This is a genomic window from Kitasatospora sp. NPDC051164, from assembly GCF_044455625.1.
Taxonomy (GTDB): domain Bacteria; phylum Actinomycetota; class Actinomycetes; order Streptomycetales; family Streptomycetaceae; genus Kitasatospora.
The window spans coordinates 124,551-141,207 of sequence record NZ_JBITFB010000028.1 but is presented as its reverse complement, the minus strand read 5'-3'; the positions used below and the strand labels follow the sequence as shown (position 1 = coordinate 141,207).

General features: G+C 70.4%; 15 protein-coding genes, 1 tRNA gene and 1 pseudogene. 9 read left to right on the top strand and 8 right to left on the bottom strand.

Annotated elements, in window-relative coordinates; all coding sequences use genetic code 11:
* Positions 1–149 precede the first annotated feature (149 nt).
* Positions 150–707, bottom strand: a complete 558-nt coding sequence (locus ACIBEC_RS34985) for a hypothetical protein (protein ID WP_360504361.1) — start codon at positions 705–707, stop codon at positions 150–152.
* A 169-nt stretch (positions 708–876) separates the two neighbouring features.
* Positions 877–1,824, bottom strand: coding sequence for an AraC family transcriptional regulator (locus ACIBEC_RS34980; protein WP_360504359.1), 948 nt, complete (start codon positions 1,822–1,824; stop codon positions 877–879).
* A gap of 148 nt (positions 1,825–1,972) precedes the next feature.
* Here ACIBEC_RS34980 and ACIBEC_RS34975 point away from each other — a divergent pair, with 148 nt between their 5' ends.
* Positions 1,973–2,689, top strand: a complete 717-nt coding sequence (locus ACIBEC_RS34975; protein WP_360504357.1) for an SDR family oxidoreductase — start codon at positions 1,973–1,975, stop codon at positions 2,687–2,689.
* Positions 2,690–3,137: 448 nt separating this feature from the next.
* Here ACIBEC_RS34975 and ACIBEC_RS34970 read toward each other — a convergent pair whose 3' ends face one another.
* Positions 3,138–3,707, bottom strand: coding sequence for a hypothetical protein (locus ACIBEC_RS34970; protein ID WP_360504355.1), 570 nt, complete (start codon positions 3,705–3,707; stop codon positions 3,138–3,140).
* 861 nt (positions 3,708–4,568) lie between these two features.
* Between ACIBEC_RS34970 and ACIBEC_RS34965 the strand changes: the two genes are divergently transcribed.
* Positions 4,569–4,868: a DUF4193 domain-containing protein gene (locus ACIBEC_RS34965; protein WP_360268914.1), complete on the top strand. Its 300-nt coding sequence runs from the start codon at positions 4,569–4,571 to the stop codon at positions 4,866–4,868.
* A 133-nt stretch (positions 4,869–5,001) separates the two neighbouring features.
* On the opposite strand, the gene ACIBEC_RS34960 is transcribed toward ACIBEC_RS34965, so the two are convergent.
* Positions 5,002–5,715, bottom strand: a complete 714-nt coding sequence (locus ACIBEC_RS34960) for a hypothetical protein (protein ID WP_360504353.1) — start codon at positions 5,713–5,715, stop codon at positions 5,002–5,004.
* Between the two features lie 373 nt (positions 5,716–6,088).
* On the opposite strand from ACIBEC_RS34960, the gene ACIBEC_RS34955 reads away from it, so the two are divergent.
* A complete protein-coding gene (locus ACIBEC_RS34955; RefSeq protein WP_360504351.1) occupies positions 6,089–6,613 on the top strand; it encodes a MepB family protein in 525 nt (174 codons plus the stop codon).
* A 200-nt stretch (positions 6,614–6,813) separates the two neighbouring features.
* On the opposite strand, the gene ACIBEC_RS34950 is transcribed toward ACIBEC_RS34955, so the two are convergent.
* Positions 6,814–6,890: transfer RNA gene (locus ACIBEC_RS34950), tRNA-Met, on the bottom strand.
* A gap of 698 nt (positions 6,891–7,588) precedes the next feature.
* On the opposite strand from ACIBEC_RS34950, the pseudogene ACIBEC_RS34945 reads away from it, so the two are divergent.
* From ACIBEC_RS34945 to ACIBEC_RS34935, 3 genes and pseudogenes are all read left to right on the top strand, one after another.
* Positions 7,589–7,786, top strand: a pseudogene (locus ACIBEC_RS34945) (serine hydrolase); the annotation flags it as partial.
* A 43-nt stretch (positions 7,787–7,829) separates the two neighbouring features.
* Positions 7,830–8,093 carry a hypothetical protein gene (locus tag ACIBEC_RS34940; protein ID WP_360510170.1) on the top strand — a complete coding sequence of 88 codons (264 nt, stop codon included), beginning with the start codon at positions 7,830–7,832 and terminating at the stop codon, positions 8,091–8,093.
* 644 nt (positions 8,094–8,737) lie between these two features.
* The gene (locus tag ACIBEC_RS34935) at positions 8,738–9,493 is read left to right on the top strand and encodes a DUF4232 domain-containing protein (protein WP_360510168.1); all 756 of its coding nucleotides are present in this window, start codon (positions 8,738–8,740) and stop codon (positions 9,491–9,493) included.
* Positions 9,494–9,639: 146 nt separating this feature from the next.
* On the opposite strand, the gene ACIBEC_RS34930 is transcribed toward ACIBEC_RS34935, so the two are convergent.
* A complete protein-coding gene (locus ACIBEC_RS34930; RefSeq protein WP_360510166.1) occupies positions 9,640–10,080 on the bottom strand; it encodes a VOC family protein in 441 nt (146 codons plus the stop codon).
* Between the two features lie 192 nt (positions 10,081–10,272).
* Between ACIBEC_RS34930 and ACIBEC_RS34925 the strand changes: the two genes are divergently transcribed.
* Entirely contained in the window at positions 10,273–10,782 is a 510-nt protein-coding gene (locus ACIBEC_RS34925) for a hypothetical protein (protein ID WP_360510164.1), read from the top strand.
* A 271-nt stretch (positions 10,783–11,053) separates the two neighbouring features.
* On the opposite strand, the gene ACIBEC_RS34920 is transcribed toward ACIBEC_RS34925, so the two are convergent.
* Positions 11,054–11,698 (bottom strand): dihydrofolate reductase family protein, encoded by a 645-nt coding sequence (locus ACIBEC_RS34920; protein ID WP_396289737.1) that lies wholly within the window; start codon positions 11,696–11,698, stop codon positions 11,054–11,056.
* A gap of 440 nt (positions 11,699–12,138) precedes the next feature.
* On the opposite strand from ACIBEC_RS34920, the gene ACIBEC_RS34915 reads away from it, so the two are divergent.
* Together ACIBEC_RS34915 and ACIBEC_RS34910 are read left to right on the top strand one after the other, a co-directional pair.
* Entirely contained in the window at positions 12,139–12,774 is a 636-nt protein-coding gene (locus tag ACIBEC_RS34915; protein ID WP_396289746.1) for an RNA polymerase sigma factor, read from the top strand.
* A 2,373-nt stretch (positions 12,775–15,147) separates the two neighbouring features.
* The gene (locus ACIBEC_RS34910; protein WP_360508995.1) at positions 15,148–16,182 is read left to right on the top strand and encodes a DNA gyrase subunit B; all 1,035 of its coding nucleotides are present in this window, start codon (positions 15,148–15,150) and stop codon (positions 16,180–16,182) included.
* A gap of 31 nt (positions 16,183–16,213) precedes the next feature.
* Here the strand turns inward: ACIBEC_RS34910 and ACIBEC_RS34905 are convergent, their stop codons facing one another.
* Positions 16,214–16,645 carry a tautomerase family protein gene (locus ACIBEC_RS34905; protein WP_360508993.1) on the bottom strand — a complete coding sequence of 144 codons (432 nt, stop codon included), beginning with the start codon at positions 16,643–16,645 and terminating at the stop codon, positions 16,214–16,216.
* Between the last annotated feature and the right edge of the window lie 12 nt (positions 16,646–16,657).

Below are 16,657 nucleotides of genomic sequence, written 5' to 3'. Positions count from 1 at the left end.
CACCCCCCCACCGTCCCGCCCCCCCCCCCGCGCCCCCCCCCCACCCCCCCCTCGCCCCCCCGGCGGGGCGGGGGTTTGCAAAACCCCCCCCCCCCCGGGGGCGGCCCCCCCCCCGGGGGCCCCCGGCCCCGATTGCGCGCTTGACGCGATCAGCCGAGCGTGACGCCGCGCTCGCGGGCCAGGGCCTCCAGACCGTACCGGGCCACGTGCTCCGGGCTGTTCAGGTCGATCGTCCGGATGCCCGCGGCGGCCAGCCGCTCGTTGATCTCGTCCAGGTGCTGCTGCACGAGCTGCTTCTCGGCGTCGGTGGTGCGGCCCTTGTGCGGCCGGCCGGCGTGCTCCAGGCTCGCGTAGTTGACCCGCTCCCTGGTGCCGGCCGGCGCCGCGGCCTGGCTCGGAATCGTCGGGGCCACCCGCTTGGCGCTGCGCAGTACCTCCGTCATCGGGGTGGCCGAGGCCAGCCGGTTGAACGCCTCGGCCTCCATGACGACCGTCTCCGGTCCGTCGGCGTCCGGGTAGTGCAGCTCGACCGTCACCAGGTCGAGCGCCAGTTCCTCCACCGCGGTCAGCTCACTGCCGAGCGCCTCGATCTCGACCGGGCCGTCCTCCAGGTCGGGGTGCTGGCGCACCACGATGCGCACCAGGTCGTCGTCGTTCTCCACGTGCGTGCCGGTCAGGTCCGAGAACCGGATGATCTTCTGGCCCATCTCTACCTCTCTTGGCGACTGCGATCAGGCGAGAGCCTACGCGGGAGGTGATCATCGCCGGTTGCCTCACCATCGCTCACCGGCAGTGGCCCAGCCATTCGAGAACCGGAGGGGGCGGCGAGCGGCCACCGCTTCCCAATCCGCTGCGGCGATGTCCTGGCCCTCGCCGTCACTCGTATCCGCGTGGTTCGTCGCCTGCCGTCCTGGCCTGCTTGCGGTAGGCCCCCGGCGGCGATCCGTAGTGTCGTTTGAAAGCTTTGGCGAAGGCGAACTCCGATGTGTACCCCGTGTGCTGCGCGATTGTGCTCAGCGGGGCCGGCGACTGGTGCAGCAACCGTGCCGCGGTGGCCATCCGCCAGTTGGTCAGGTAGGTCAACGGCGGCTCGCCGACCACCGAGGCGAAGCGGCGGGCGAACGCCGCGCGGGACAGTCCGGCGCGGGTGCCCAGCGACTCCACGGTCCAGGGATGGCCGGGATCGTCGTGGATCGCCTTCAGGGCCGGGGCGACTGCCGGGTCGGTCAGCGCGGCCGCCCACCCCCGGGTCCGCTCCTTCGGCAGTTCGGCGTACCACGACCGGAGGATGTACAGCAGCAGCAGATCGATGAGCGCCGTGACGACCGCGTCCGAGCCCGGCTGCGACGCGTGGAACTCGGCGCACAGCTGATCGACCGCCGAGCGCAGCACCGGGTGGCGGCCCGGAACCGCGGGGAGGTGGATGACCTCCGGTAGATCACTGAACAGCGGATGCGGGCGGTCAACGTCGATCGCGTACGCGCCGCACACCAGCACCGTGTGCGGCCCCGGTCCGTCCACGGTGACCTGGCCGATCGGCGAGGAACGGTCCACGCGGTCCGGTACGAAGTCCACCGGATCGCGGCCCGGCACATCGCACAGGGTGTGTCCGCTGCCGCGCTGCAGGAACACGATGTCGCCGGGTCCGAGCGCGAGCGGTTGGCCGTGCGGTGGCAGCAGGTAGCAGTGTCCTTCCACCACCACGTGGAAGCCGGCTCCTGAGATGGGTTGGAACTTCAGGGCCCACGGGGCGTGCGCGTCGGTGCGCGTCACCATCGGACGTCCCGTGCGCAGGACTTCGAGTGTGTCGCTCAGGATGTCCACAGCGCCACTCTAGCGCCTGCAGGGCGAGACGATATGACAGGGAATCGAGACTTCAAGGCATTCACCGTCTCGATGTGGAGGCGTACGTTCTTGCCATAGCGGTAGCCGAACCCCGGCACTGCATCGACGAAGGAACGGATCCCATCCCATGTCTCTGGCTGGCAAGAAGATCGTGATCATCGGTGGAACCTCCGGCATCGGCTTCGCGGTGGCCCGACAGGCCGCGGCGGCCGGCGCGGACGTCGTGGTCGCCTCCAGCAATCAGGACCGCGTGGACGCCGCGGCGAAGCGGCTGGGCGAGCCGGCCGAAGGCCGCTGCCTGGACGTCGCCGACGGCAACGCCATCCCCGCATTCTTCGAGCAGGTCGGGGAGTTCGACCACCTCGTCTACACCGCAGGCGAATCTCTGCTGATCAAGCCGTTGGCCGACACCACCCCGCAGGAGGCCAGGGCCGTCTTCGAGCGCCGGTTCTGGGGCGCGTTCCTCTCGGCCAAGTACGCCGCACCGCGACTGCGCGACGGCGGGTCGATCACTTTCAGCTCCGGCGTCCTGGCGATCCGCCCCCTGTCCGGAACCGCGCTCACGGCAGGCATCACCGGCGGCATCGAGGCCCTGTCCCGAGCACTCGCCGTCGAACTCGCCCCTCTGCGCGTCAACGTGATCCAGCCCGGTGTGATCCGCACCGAGCTGTGGGACGGCAGTGTCCCGGACCCGGAGGCTTTCCTCCAGGGCGCCGGGTCCGGGCTGCTCACGCGGCGTGTCGGCACTGCCGAGGAAGCCGCGGCGGCCTATCTCTTCGTCTTGTCCAACGCCTACGTCACCGGCACCACGCTCGCAGTAGACGGCGGCGCGGCGCTGGTGTGACACAGGCGCCACACACAACAGCCAACGGAGCGACGCCGCACCGACGCGAGGCGTTCCTTGCCGCGGCAGTCGACGACGAGAGGCCGACCAGACGTGCGAATCAGAGGGCCTACCGCTGCAAGGACCGCGAGTACCTGCGCGTTGCCCGAGTCGTCGACAGTGAGGATCTGCGCGGCAGGCTGGAGACCGCCGCTCGGCCTGACAACCCATGGGCGCGGCGGCACGCCGGCTATGTTCTTGGGCTCCTCGATCGCCCCGAGGTGCCCAACACCATCCACGTCTGGCAGAACTGGATTGCGGCCGAAGCCAGAGGTGATGCCTCCAACCCGCCCCCTCCGCAGGGCGGTTGCCGACTCGGCGTGCGGGTGGCTGGGGACATGCTCTGCCTGCGGGCGGACGGTGCGGCCCGCGGTCGGCGACCGTGGGCCGCACCGTCCTCGGGGGCGGGTCAGCGGCCGAACAGCCTTCGCAGGCCGCGGCGTTCGGGCTTGTCCCGCGGGGCGGGCGGGGCCGGGTGTGTGGCCGCGACGGGGCCGGGTTCCGACTCGGCCAGGAGTTCCACCACGGCGGTCAGGAAGCCGGACAGATCGGCTGCCGGGCCGGGGCCCAGGTTGAGGTGGCTGCCGTCCGCCCACTCTCCGAGCACCGTGTACGTCTCCCGGGTGAACGGGTTCGCCGCCAGCTCCAGGGTGAAGTACCGGCAGTGGTCGGCGCCGCCCGGCTGGACGACGGCGGTGTAGTACGCCTCCGCCGGTGCGGCGGGCCGTGGCAGTTCGACCACCAGCAACCGGTGCGGGCCCAGCGTGATCAGGTTCGCGTCCAGGCCGTCGCTCGGCAGCCGGTCCGCTGCGGGGAGCCGCTCGCCGAAGTCCTTCCAGAGGGAGACCAGTCCGGGGCCGAAGCCCTGCTCCGGTTCGCCGTCGAGCATCCGCGGCCCGAGGTCCCGGGCGAGGCCGGCGAGCACCTTGTGCGCGAAGCGGTAGTGGTGTGGCCGGGGGTCGTTGTCCACGATGTCCATGCGCGGAAGTATGCCGATCACACCGGGATCGTGGGAATTGCCTTCACGGCGTCAGTTCCGGGACAGCGCCGGTCGACCGGCAGCTTGATAGACAGCCGGGGTGCATAAGACTCCCGAGTTCCCGAGCTGCTCAAGCTGATCGACGAGCGGTCGTCCGTGTTCCGTGCCGTGGTGCAGTCCGCGCCCGATCTCGGCGTGCAGGTGCCGACCTGTCCGGGGTGGACGCTGCTGGATCTGGCCCGGCACCTGGGCGACGGGCGTACGCGTTCGCTCACATGCTGGGGTGTAGTGCGACTTGCAGTAGGGCTCGCCGCCGTGCCGAGCGCGGAAGGGCCGTTCGCATTCCGGGAGGCTGCAGCCGAGATCCGGGACGTCGGCGCTGATCTGATCCATCGAGTGATCGAAGCAGACCGGGTTGAGCCCTCGTGCCCGTTTCCGTGAATTTTTCGGTCCCCAACTCTCCGTGGCCGGCGAGATGCTCGGCTACAACTCCTTCCCACGCCGAGGGACGGCTGTTTATGCCGACCGGAGAGACCTGGAACCGCCAGACCCTCGGATGCTACTCACGGTGACATCTATGCCCACCACGCCGAGGAATACAGGCCAGACGATCACAGACTCCTACCAGTACTGGAGCCGCTGATCCTTCCACCGTGCCGGTTCACGGCCGGGATCCGGTGCAGTGCCTCAGGACGTCGGTGTCCTCCACAAGGCCGGGCGCGCGCCATCCGGCCCCGATAGGTGGGATGGTGGTGCACCACGGGCGGGATCGGAAACAAGCACGCGCCCGGCCCGCACTTCGCGGGCCGGCAGGCGGCACGACCGCCCGCCGGAAGCAACCCTTGAGGAGAAGACACCACCTTGGCAACCGACTACGACGCCCCGCGCGACACCGGCGACGAGAGCAGCGACGACAGCATCGAGGCACTGAAGAGCCAGCGCGACGACAAGCAGAGTTCCGCCGTCGACGTGGAGCCCGAGGCCGTCGAAGGTCTCGAGCTTCCGGGCGCCGACCTGTCCGGGGAGGAACTCACCGTCCGGGTCGTGCCCCTGCAGGCGGACGAGTTCACCTGCATGACCTGCTTCCTGGTCCACCACCGTGCCCAACTCGCGGGTGAGGACAAGAACGGTCAACCCATCTGCCGCGACTGCGCGTCCTGACGGCCGCGGGAGCGGCAGCGCGGCCGCTCCCGATCGGCGCGTGAGCGGGGCGGCCCGAACGGGTTCGAGCCGCCCCCGGCGCGGCGTCCGGACGTGACCCGGCGCCGGCGGTGTGCCCGGGGTGGCCTGCGCGTCAGCCGCCGGCGGCGGAGCGGTACGCCGTCACCGCGGCCGTGAGCACGGTCTCCGTGTCCGACGACGCCGTGTCCACGGCGGCATGCTGCACCATGAGGATCACATCGCCCACGCGGGCGAACGCGGTCACCTTGACGAACGTGGTTCCGTCCTCGGGGAAGGTCGACGTGAGGTGGAGCAGCAGGCTGTCGTCGGTCGGTACCTTGGCCGCCGTGACGGACGCGGTCTCCTGGAGCTGCGTACCGTCCACGAGCGTGCTGGTGTAGGAGGCGCAGCGCCCGGCGGCACCGCGAATGGCGTCCATGACCGCGGCCGCCTGCCCGGGCGCGTACCGGTCGAGCACCTCCTGGCCGAACCAGCCGAGGTCGTCGTCGCCGACCGGTGTCCGTTCCACCCCCACCGCGACATCCTTCGCGGGTGGGGCGTGGGTCGTCATGAAGGAGTCGACACCGAGTTCCTTGCACGGCATCGCCGCGATGGGGACCGTCGACGGGGTGTACGGAGGACGGGTCGTCGTCGAGTTGACCTCCTCGGTGTTCAGCCGGAATCCCTGGGGGAGCCGGTTCTGGGTCAGCAGGCCGTCCCGCAGCCGCTCCAGAGGCACCCGGCCGGAGGCCGCGCTGCCCGGGCGGGGCTGCGGGCCGGTCGAGCAGGCCGACAGGGCGAGAACCGCCAGAACGACCCCAGCCACCGCGCAGTGACGTGTGTGCATTGGTCCACCCCCAGGATTCATGATCGCGTCGTACTCTCCCACACAGGCCCTTCACCCGCTCCGATCCCCCGCTCCGACCGGAAGCGTCGCTCGCCCTCACACCGGGTGGGCCACGCGGGAACGACGTCGACGGCCTCGGACCGGTAACGGGCCGACTGCCGGGCGTCTGGCATCCGCGCCTGCCATCAGCTGCCTGGCCGCAGGTGGTGAGGTAGGCTCCGCGGCGGTGAGGTCGCCCGCACGGTAAAGGACGGGACCCGGGGTGCGGACAGGGTCGTTTGCCTCACCCCCCACGCCCCTCGCGCGAGCCGCCTTCCTGGTCGAGAACCGGCGCGGCGGCTGTGACCTCCGGGTGTGGTGGCAGGATGGGGCAATGGCGACGAACCGGCCGTGGGCGGGGCTTCACGGTGACCTCCTGGCGGCGAAGGCATCGGTGTACGACCCGAGTGGCTTTGCCTGCTCGCAGCCGGTGCCCGAAGCGGAGAGTGCCGAGTACGCGGCGCACGGGTTCACCCTTGACGGCCTCGCGGTTCGGTTCCGTGTGGCGAAGACCACCCCGACGAAGGTCGGCCAGTTCGTCACCGTGTGGCAGCGGTCCGAGGGCGGGCCGATCAGGCCCTTCGACGCCGATGACGGGGTTGACCTTGTCGTCGTCAGCAGCCGCGACAGTGGCCACTTCGGGCAGTTCGTGTTCCCGTGCGAGGTGCTGTGCGAGCGGGGCATCGTGTCCCGGGACCACGTGGGCGGGAAGCGGGGTTTCCGTGTCTACCCGCCGTGGGTGACCACGGCCAACCGTCAGGCACGTGCCACGCAGCTGTGGCAGGTGGGCTACTTCCTGCACCTTGACGGGGACGGGCCTGCCGACATGGCGCGTGCCCAGGCCCTCTACCACCCGTAGCAGCCCATCTCACTGCTCCCTGCCTACCGGCCAGGCCGCGAAGTCGGTCGCCTTGGACGCCCGCGACGCCCTCTTCGAGCCCGGCACCCCGGTCGACGCCGACCAACGGTGAGCACCCGCTCTCGGCAGCCTGGCCAACCGCCAACTGGCCTGACAGAAAAGGCCGGGTCGGCGCACACTGTGCGCCGACCCGGCCTTCGTGGTAGCGGGGACAGGATTTGAACCTGCGACCTCTGGGTTATGAGCCCAGCGAGCTACCGAGCTGCTCCACCCCGCGTCGGTGAACCCGACTCTACGCCATCAAGGTGGCTGAGGAGAAATGCATTGATCCGGGCGGCAGCGGCTGAATTTCTTGTCAGCGGTCTGCAGCCACTGGACAGTGCCGTACGTGGCGGGCCCGAAGGAGCTGTCCTGGTCGAGCTGTGCCGGAGCAGGCGGCCCCGGGTGCGCCGAACCGGCAATGAAGTTGAGCATCTTCTCCTGGACGCACCAGACGGGGGTCCCGTAGGTGACGTGGCCGTATCCGATGTACGCCGCGTTGGAGTTCGCGCGGCGTCAACGGTGGCGCACCCCACCGAATGTCACAGTCCGGGCGCTGGCTTCCGCTCCCGATCCGGCGAGTCGAGGCGGCAGCCTCGGCGGAGCGTTCATCATCATCCCATTGCAATGTAAAGGTAACTGTCATTGCGTTGGATTCAGAATCACTGCAACGATTTAAGCGCTCTGATCTGGGCTGATGTCACTTTTGCGCAATGAGTTGCTTGTTGGAAATTTGAAAGCAACGTAGCTTTTCTGTTGTCGGAAACGCGGAGCGCAAGCGCGGAAGAGGGGCCACGCGTCCCACTACGAGACGGGAATGATCATGAGCGAGTCCCTGCACACCGTCGGGAACAAACCGGTCCTACCGCCCGGAACTGCAGAAGGCCATCGAGGAGTTCGTGGCCGCCGGCTTCGCCGGGGTGCAGATGCGGGTGCATGACGAGCACGGCGAATGGGTCGGCAGCGCCGGGGTGCGCGAGCTGGGCGGGAGCGCCGAGCCGGCGACGGACGTTCTGGGCGGGCAGCGTCGTCAAGACCTTCACAGCGACCGCGGTGCTGCAGCTGGTGGCCGAGGAGAGGATCGGCCTGGACACCCCGGTGGCCGACCACCTGCCCGAGCTCGGGCTGGACGAGCGGATCACGGTGCGGATGCTGCTGCAGCACACCAGCGGGTTGTATGCGCACGCCGCACGGGGAACTCGGCTACGGCCTCGGGCTGTTCGTGCAGGACCTGGGTCCGGACGGCGGCACCGTCTACCACCACAACGGCGGCGCCCCGGGCGGCTACGGGGCACTGATGTACAGCACGCCCGACGGCAGCAGGACCCTGACCGCCGGACTGACCACCGGGGACGCCGAGGTGAACCCCGCGGAGGTGTTCCCGAAGGCGTTGGACGGGCTCGTCAAGGCGGTGCTCGGCAACGGGCGGAGCGCGGTCTGACGACGGGCCCGGACACCGCGGCCCCGGCGCCCCGCCGCCGGGCCGGCCCGGGTTGAGCAGGTCAGGGGGCGGCGACCCGGACGCACTCGACCCGAACGCCACGGCAGACGGCTGAGCCCCCGCAATGGCGCCGCTCATCAGCACGTCGGCGGTTGCACGCCGCCCACGGCTCGGCCATCGCGCGCGCGGCTTCGCGGACCGGGGGACCGCCTCCTGTAGGCGAAGTCGAGGAGGCGGCCATCCGGGTTTCCTCAGGGTGCGGCGAGCGTAACGCGGGGCACTGACAATGGCCCCGGCTCAGCCGTTCCGGAGCCACCGGCACGGGCCCCCGACCGGTCGCGCTCCCGGCGGGACCGGTCGGCCCGGCCCCCGGCCCCGGGCAGCCGACGCTTCCGGGATCCCATGGCCGACCGCGTCCGGATTCGACGGCGAGCCGCCGGCGGGCGGGGCGCGGTGGGATGCGGCGCGGAGGGGTTCAGCGCGAGGTGACGCGATGTCAAGTGCACTGTGTCCCACCGAATGTCACAGTCCGATCCCTGTCATGTCCTGACGATTGTGACGCTCCGGGTGCCACCGAATGCCGTCCGCCGACTGTCCTATGGGGTGTCCGAACAGTCAGCACGCATCGTCATCGGGGAGCCGCCATGTCCGTCCGTCACCGTCGTCGCCCGCTGCTCGTCTCCGTCGTCCTCGTCGTGGGGGCGGGGCTCGCGTTGACCGCGTGCGGGCCCGACAACACCGACTCGGCGGGCGGCTCGACGGCCCCCACAACCGCCGCCCCGGCCCCCGCGTCGGCCACCACGCCCTCGACACCGGGCGCCCCGGCGCCCGCTGCTCCCACGGCGAGCAAACCGGCCACCGCGGGGGCGCCGCACACCGCCACGCACGCGCCGTCCGGCGCGAGCCCGTCGGGCGGCACCCGGCCCGACGGTGGCGGTGCCGGCTCCGACGCCCGCCCGTGCGACATCCAGAACCTCGAGATCAACGCGACCGTACGCGCCGGGGCAGCCAACCAGTGGGTGATCGACGTGCACAACACCGGTACGACCGCCTGCTCCCTGAGTTCCTCCCCGGGGGTCGACCTGGGCAACTCCGTCTCCCCCGACCAGAGCAAGAACATCAAGCCGATCCTCGCCAGCGGCACCTTGCGGTTCCCGGTCCCGGCCGGCCAGCACGCCTACGCGGTGATCGACCTCGACCCGAGCGGCGCCACCACCGGCACCGCCCCCGGCATCGACGAACTCAACGTGCTCGTCGACGACGACGACACCAACATGCCCCTCGCCAACACCCGCAACTTCCCGCTCAACAGCGGTGCACGAGTCCTGAACCCGCAGATGGGCATCTACCGCCCCAGCGTGGCGGAGGCGGTCACCTCCATGAAGGCCGCCGGCAAGTAGCCCCGCACTTCGGCTCCCCGCAGGACGCGTCTGCGGCTGACCTCCAGCACCACCGACGGCCTCGCCCCCTCATGACGGGGGCGAGGCCGTCACGCCGTCCGCCTCCGCCGGCCCGAGCCTGAGCACTCACCCATGCGAGCGCGCCGTCAGCCGAGCTGCTCGGCGAGTCCGACGACGATGCCCTCGGGGCCGCGGACGTAGCAGAGCCGGTAGACGTTCTCGTACTGCACGATCTCGCCGACGAGTTCGGCACCGTGGGCCCGCAGGCGGGCGACGACGTCCTCGATGTCGTCGACGGTGAACATGACGCGACGGAGGCCGAGCGTGTTCGCCGGTGGGTCCTTCGGCTCGGCGGTGATGGCCTTCGGCCGGTGGAACTTCGCCAGCTCCACCCGCCCGTGGCCGTTCGGCACCCGCAGCATGGCGATGTCCTGGCGGACGTCCTCGAGCCCGATGACGCGCTCCGCCCCGCGCCATTCGAGGGGCCCCTTGCCCTCCAGCTCCATGCCGAGTTCGACGAAGAACGCAATGACGGCCTCAAGGTCGTCGACGACGATGAGGACGTTGTCCATTCGCTGGATCGCCATGCCGGGCCTCCTTCGTGGCACGGCCACGGTAGCCGCCTGTGCCCCTGCCTCGCTGTTCCGACCCGCCGCTGACCGCTCTCGCCGCGCACAGGGCGGCGGTCTCGCATGCGTTGACCGTTTGTCTACCCGCGCTGCCTAGCGTCCTTCCCCGTACCCGGCCCGACCCGGGCCGGCATCGAAGGGAGGACTCGCGTGTTACGCAAGACCCGTTCTCTGCTGACCGGTTCGGTCGCCGTCCTGGCCCTCAGCCTCACCTCGACCACCTTCACCGCCAATGCCGCCGGCGACCAGAGCGGCATCGACGCCTGTGCCCGTGAGGCCCAGTTGGCGGGCTTCGCGAAGGACAAGTCCGGCGAGGGCCGCAACGACGACGCGATCTACGCCGTGGCGATCGCCATGGCCGAGTCCGGCTGCAACCGTCTGGCCGTCCACACCAACCTTCCCACCGATCCCGACCCGGGCACCAAGGACCTCGGCGCCTGGCAGATCAACGAGCGCTGGTACCCGGAGGTCCACTATCACGACGCGGAGGTCGTCACTGCCGAGAACTGGCAGGACATGGGCTGGTCGGCCCGCAAGGCCTTCAGGATCGACAACGACGGCACCGGCCGGGGCTGGGCCTCCTGGGCGGCCTGGAACCTGGGCACCTACCAGCAGTACCTCGGCCAGGCGCGCGACGCCGTCTACCGCGTCTGGCAGTGACGCGCCGCCGCAGGTGACCGCCTCGGACGGTCGTGAACGGTCCGCGAACGCGAGCGAGGCCCGGCACCCGAGTGGGTGCCGGGCCTCTCCCGACCGTGGAGCGCCAGGCCCGGGTCGCACGGACTCTTCCTACTGAAAGTAGGACGTGCTCTGGTAGCACCGCTGACGCCTGACGAGGAATCATCTCCCTCGCGACGAGAAGAATATTAGCAGGTCAGCGGCACGGCGTCGAAATTGCTCACCCGTGGTCCTCGCCGTCCGGGGGCGGGTGTCAGCTGTCGTGCCCGAGACCGCGGTCGGGCGCGCTCATGTCGCCCGTGGCGGGTGTGCCGTCGGCGAGCCCGTAGCGCAGGAACACGGTGCCCTGCGGGCCGGCGGCCGGCGGTTGGAGGAGCGTGAGGTTGGTGGGCACCGCGCCCTCATCGAACACCTTCTTTCCGACGCCGAGGGTGATCGGGTGGACCCAGAGGTCGAGTTGGTCGAAGAGCTTGTCGCGCAGGAGGGTCTGGACGAGGTCCAGGCTCCCGACGACCTTCACGTGTTCGTGCCGGTCGCGGAGCTCGCGTACCGCGGCGGGCAGGTCCGGGCCGAGCTGCGTGGACCCGGCCCACGGGAGCTCGGGCGTGCCCCGGGAGGCCACGTACTTGGGGACACGGTTGAAGAGCTCGGCGATCGCGTTGTCCGGCCCGCCCTTCTGGTGCGGCCAGTAGGCGGCGAAGATGTCGTACGTGCGCCTGCCGAGCAGGAGGGCGTCCGTGTCCTCGTACGCGGCGAGGATCTGTGCCCCGGTGACCTGATCGATCAGGGGCGCCTGCCAGCCGCCGTACGGGAACCCGACCGGGTCCTCGTCGGGGCCGCCGGGCGCCTGCCCGACGAGGTCGAGGGTGGTGAACAGTTCGATGTGGATGAGGCCCATGCCTTACTCCAGACTCCTCGCAGAGCACACGCCGACCGGTCGTGAGGCGCGCAGCACGGTGCCCGGCGGACGCCTCCTGGCCGGGACGCCGCACCGGCACTCCCGCTCACGATAGGTCACGGGACCCGTCCGGCCCGGCCGATCGGCCCGCGCCGCGCGTCGGCCGGGCTGTCACAGAATCCTCGGACCGGTTAACGCTTCCGCCTTCTCAGGCCTCCTGGTTGTAGAAGTGTTGAACGAGAGCAGGGGAGTGCGAACGGTGGATCCCGTCGTGGGTTCGGTTGCGGCAGCTGTGCTGGGACTGGTGGGGGCCTTGGCCACTCTCGTGGGGCAGTTACGGTCACGCCAACAGGACCGGCCTCAGTCGTCTCCGCCACCTCTGCCGCCCCAGTCGTCTCCGCCTCCTACGGTCGTGGTCGTCCTGGCGCTGCGTGCGCGCGATGCCGACGACGCCGGCCAGGGGCAGCCGGCACAGCAGGAGAAGCGGGGTCACGACGCGCATGAGTGAAACCGGTCCGGACGGGGAGGCCGCCTCGGCGGCGTCCCTCGGGCACCTGCCGGCCTCCGCCTCCGACAGCGGGAGCGAAACCGGTTCCCGAGACGGGGAGTTCGCGTACTTCTATCGCACGTGCATCCGCAGGCTGGTGGCGTTCCTGATGTGGCAGGGGGCCCCGGCCGCCCTGGCCGCGGACTTGGCCCAGGACACGATGGTCAAGGCGTACGAGCGGTGGGACCGAATCCAGTCGCCGGAAGCGTGGAGCCGAAGAGTTGCGTCCCGGGAGCTGGTGCGGGCCTTCAGCCAGGTCGAGGAGAGCATCGACGAACTCGCGCTCGAACCGACCTCGCTGTTGCCGGTGCCGGACGAGGCCGCCGAATGGGAGGGACAGCAGGAGGTGTTGCACCTGCTGCGTGACCTGCCCGCCCGCCAGCGACAGGTTCTGGCATGGACGCTGGACGGCTACAAACCGACGGAGATCGCGGCCGAGTTGGGGCTCAAGGCGGCGGCAGTCCGGGCCAGCCTGTTCAAGGCGCGCTTGGCCGTGTCCAGCAGGATGACCGATCGAGAGGGGGATTGATGGGCGAGCATTCTGTTCCCGAGCGGCGCACCCGTGAATTCTCGGACTGGCTGACAGCTGTGCAGACGGCGTTCCTGACGGGGCTTGACCGTCACCTGCACGTGGAGGCCGGGCTGCGCGAGGTGATGCTGAGTGCCGACCACAAGGATCTGGCCGAGGGCCTGGACGCGGTGTTGGACGTCGAGGCCGGACTGGTGTCCATCATGTCCCGGACCACGGCCAGGACCGAGTTCGAGGAGACGGCCGCGCCCCTCTACGACGTCGGCCTGATGCACCAGCGCTTCGAGCTGATCGGTCCCGAGCAACGGCTGGAGCTGCGGGAGCATCCGCTGGTCACGTCGGCGATCCTCGCCGATCTCCTGATCCGGACGGTCGTCCTGGCGCAGGACCTCACCTTCGGACTCGGGTTCGGCCGGTATCACGGGATGCCGTTGAAAAGGGCCGTGTTCGCCGCTCAGGGGATTGCCCAGGGTATCGCCCACGGATTGGACGGGCGGGCCGCCCTCGGGTGGGAACTACGGGACATGGCTCACGAAATCGTGGCGCTGCTCGAACCCCATTACCCGGCGATCGACCAGGCGGGCAGGGTCGGACAGGTCCTTGTCCGAGAAATGGCGGGGACGATCGACCAACGCGTGAGAAGCGCGGAGCATCCGGCGATCGCAGAATTCCTGCGGGCCTGCCAGGTGTTCCTGTACGCGGTGCGCGGCGGAGAACTGACCCGTGCCGTACAGGAGGTGGAGTACCTCACCCGGGCGCTGGCCGCGCAGGTCGGAGAACTGCTCGGGCTCGGCGAACCGGAAACCCTCGACCTGGAATTCCTCTCGGAAATCCTGGACGACTTCACCACCGCGGACCTGAGCACCGCCGACCTCACGCACGTCGACCTCGCAGGAGTGCGCTGGTCCGAGCTGCGCACCCGGTGGCCGGCCGAGATCAGCGTCGACCAGCTCCGGGAGGACTCACGGGAGACGCTGCCCGGGTCCGGGATCTACGTCATCCGGCCGGGCACCGGAGCGCGGGACGTGACCAGGGTCTGACCTGCCGGTCCACCGGTTCGCCCTGGTGTCGGACAGCGGTCCGGTCGACGCCGGCGCCGCACTCGCAAGCACTGTCACGTACTTGCAGGCAATGCCAAGCACTGCCGAGCACTTGCAAGCAACGCACGGAGAAAGGCACGAGGAAGGTGTCAGGTGAGGTTTCCCGTCACTGAGCAACTGATCGACTGCACGGCCCTGGGCGACCGGACCCGGTGGGACCGCTCCCTGCCGGCGGTGGCCGTCGAGGGCGCGGCGGCCCTGCGGCGGCACGGGTTCGTCGTCTTCCGGATCGGGGCGCTGCGCTGGGGCGAGGAGGACAGCCGTGACGTGGCGCACCGCCTCGCGGCGCAGCTGCGCGAGCGGCTGGTGCGGGACGGAGCGCCCGAGCAGCTGCGTCCGCTCGCGGCTGCCGCCAAGGAGCTTTTCCCGCTGCTGCGTTTGCTCAGCACGCGGTGCCCCTGCGGGGACTGCGAGGGAGAGGTGCGGTGGGTGTCCTGCCACGTCACGACCCTGGGGGCCGGGCTCAACTGGCGCCGGTTCCGGGAGCGTTACGAGAGCCTGGCGCCCAGCGAGCGCTTCGACCTGCTGATCGGCGACAACCTGACGATGCACCACGGCGGGCTCGCCGGCGGTCCGGGTCCTGGGCATCGAGCACACCCGGACCGGTACACCGGTGCTGGTCTCGGCCTTCGCGGACTCCGACGCCCGGGCGTCGGACTGGTCCGAGGTCGGGGCGCTGTTCGCCGCTCTGCACGCCAAGCCGGTCCCGGACATCGCGCCCGTCGTCCAGTACGGCCCGGCCGGTTGCCGAACTGGTCGCGCAGCGACTGCCCGACCGGTTCGCCCGGCTGCTGGCCCTGCGCCCGGGCCTGGGCGAGCGTCATCCTGACCGCTCGGTTGCCGCCTGGCGGCAACCGAGCGCACGTCACGACACGGGGTGGACGGTTCCGCGCGTCGTTCACGACCGCACCGGGGCGACTCGAAGAATTCCTGAAATTGGTGGCCCCGCGGCCGTCCGGAACACGGCCGCAGGCGGCCTCCGGAGGGCCGCGGCGGCAGTGCGGCGACAGTGCGCACCCCGGACGGCCGGGCGCTCGCGATCGCCCCTCAGGAGCCCGTCCACAGCCTCGCCAAACCGGCTGTGACCTGGTGTTTTCTCGGAATTCCCCTAGGCTGGCGGAGTTCTGTCGGACACCCTCGGAGGGGGCATTATGAGCGAGGAATCCACGGCGTACGTCGCCGGCGCGATCGTGGTTCTGCAGGGCCTGGAGGCCGTTCGCAAGCGGCCCGGGAGGTACATCGGATCGGCGGTGAACGCGGCCTGCACCACCTGGTGTTCGAGGTCGCCGAGCCGGCGCTGGACGAGATCCTCGGCGGCACCGCGAGCCGTGTCGAGATCACCCTCACCGCCGACGGCGGCGTCCGCGTCACCGACGACGGCACGGGCCTGCCGGTCGAGCCCGACGGCCACGGCCACGGCCACGGCCCTCCGCTGGAGACCCGGCTGACCGTGCTCTCCTGCGGGGCACTGCCTGTCAACCGGCGCTCGCTGTTCGGCGGCTACTTCGGCGCGGGGCTGGCCGTCGTCAACGCACTGTCGGACCGTCTCACGGCCGAAGTGCGACGCGACGGCGCCCGCTGGGTATTGGAGTACGAGCGGGGCGTGGCCGTCGCGCCGCCCGCCCGCACCGGACCGGCCGACGGCAGCGGAACCGCGATCACCTTCCGGCCCGATGCCGAGATCTTCGAGACGCTGGAGTCCTCCTTCGACACGCTGGCCGCACGCCTCAGGGAACTGGCCTTCCTGAACCGGGAGTTGGACATCACCCTGACCGATGACCGCGACCCCGCGGCGCCCCGGACCGTCCGCCTGCGCTTCCCGGGCGGCCTGCGGGACCACATCGCGGAGCAGGGCACCCCCCTCCACCCGGACGTGATCGGCTTCGAACGCGAGTACTCCGAGATGGGAGGAACCGTCGAGGTGGCCCTGTGCTGGTGCGACTCCCGCGAGGAGCGGGTCGCGAGCTACGCCAGCAGCCTGCCGACCACCGCCGGCGGCACGCACGAGCTCGGCTTTCGCGACGGCCTGGCGGCCGCGGTCAACGCCTACGCCCGGGAGCAACGGCTGCTCACCCCGTCCGACCCCGACTTCACCCCCACCCAGCTCGGCGCCGGCCTGACGGCGGTCGTGTCGGTGAAGCTCGACCGCCCCGAGTTCGAGGGGGCCACCCGCGACCGACTGGGCAACAAGCCCGTCCGCGCCTGTGTCGCCGAGGCCGTCCGCGAACACCTCACCGCCTGGCTCCACGCCGACCCGGCGCAGGCGACGGCCGTCCTCGCCCGGATCTCGATGCCCGCCCGCCCCTGACAGCGCCACTCGAAGGCGGACCGCGCCGGCCTCAGCTCGTCGCCTCGGCACCTGTGGGGACGTCGTTCATGCGCTCGTCGTAGCCGGTGGTGGGGTTGACGACGCGGCCGGCGGCCCACCAGTTCTCCTTGGCTGTTTCGACGATCGTCATCAGGATGTCCTCCTCGGGGACGTCGGCGAACAGCCGGAGGTTGTTGACGACCGCCTGGAACAGCTCGGCCTTCTGCTCGGCGGTGCGCTGGTTGAAGGACATCTGGATGAACATGGCGCGCTCACTGCGGCGCAGGCCGAACACGACCGGCTGCATCTGGAAGTTGTCGGGCAGGACCTCGTGGAAGACGTGGAACTGGTCGTCCTGGGGGACCTTCAGCACGTCGACCATGGCCTTGTGGAGGCCCAGGGAGACGTTCCGGCGGTACTCGGAGGGGGTCCCCTGGCGCAGGTAGATGTTGATCAGAGGCATGAACTGTCGCCT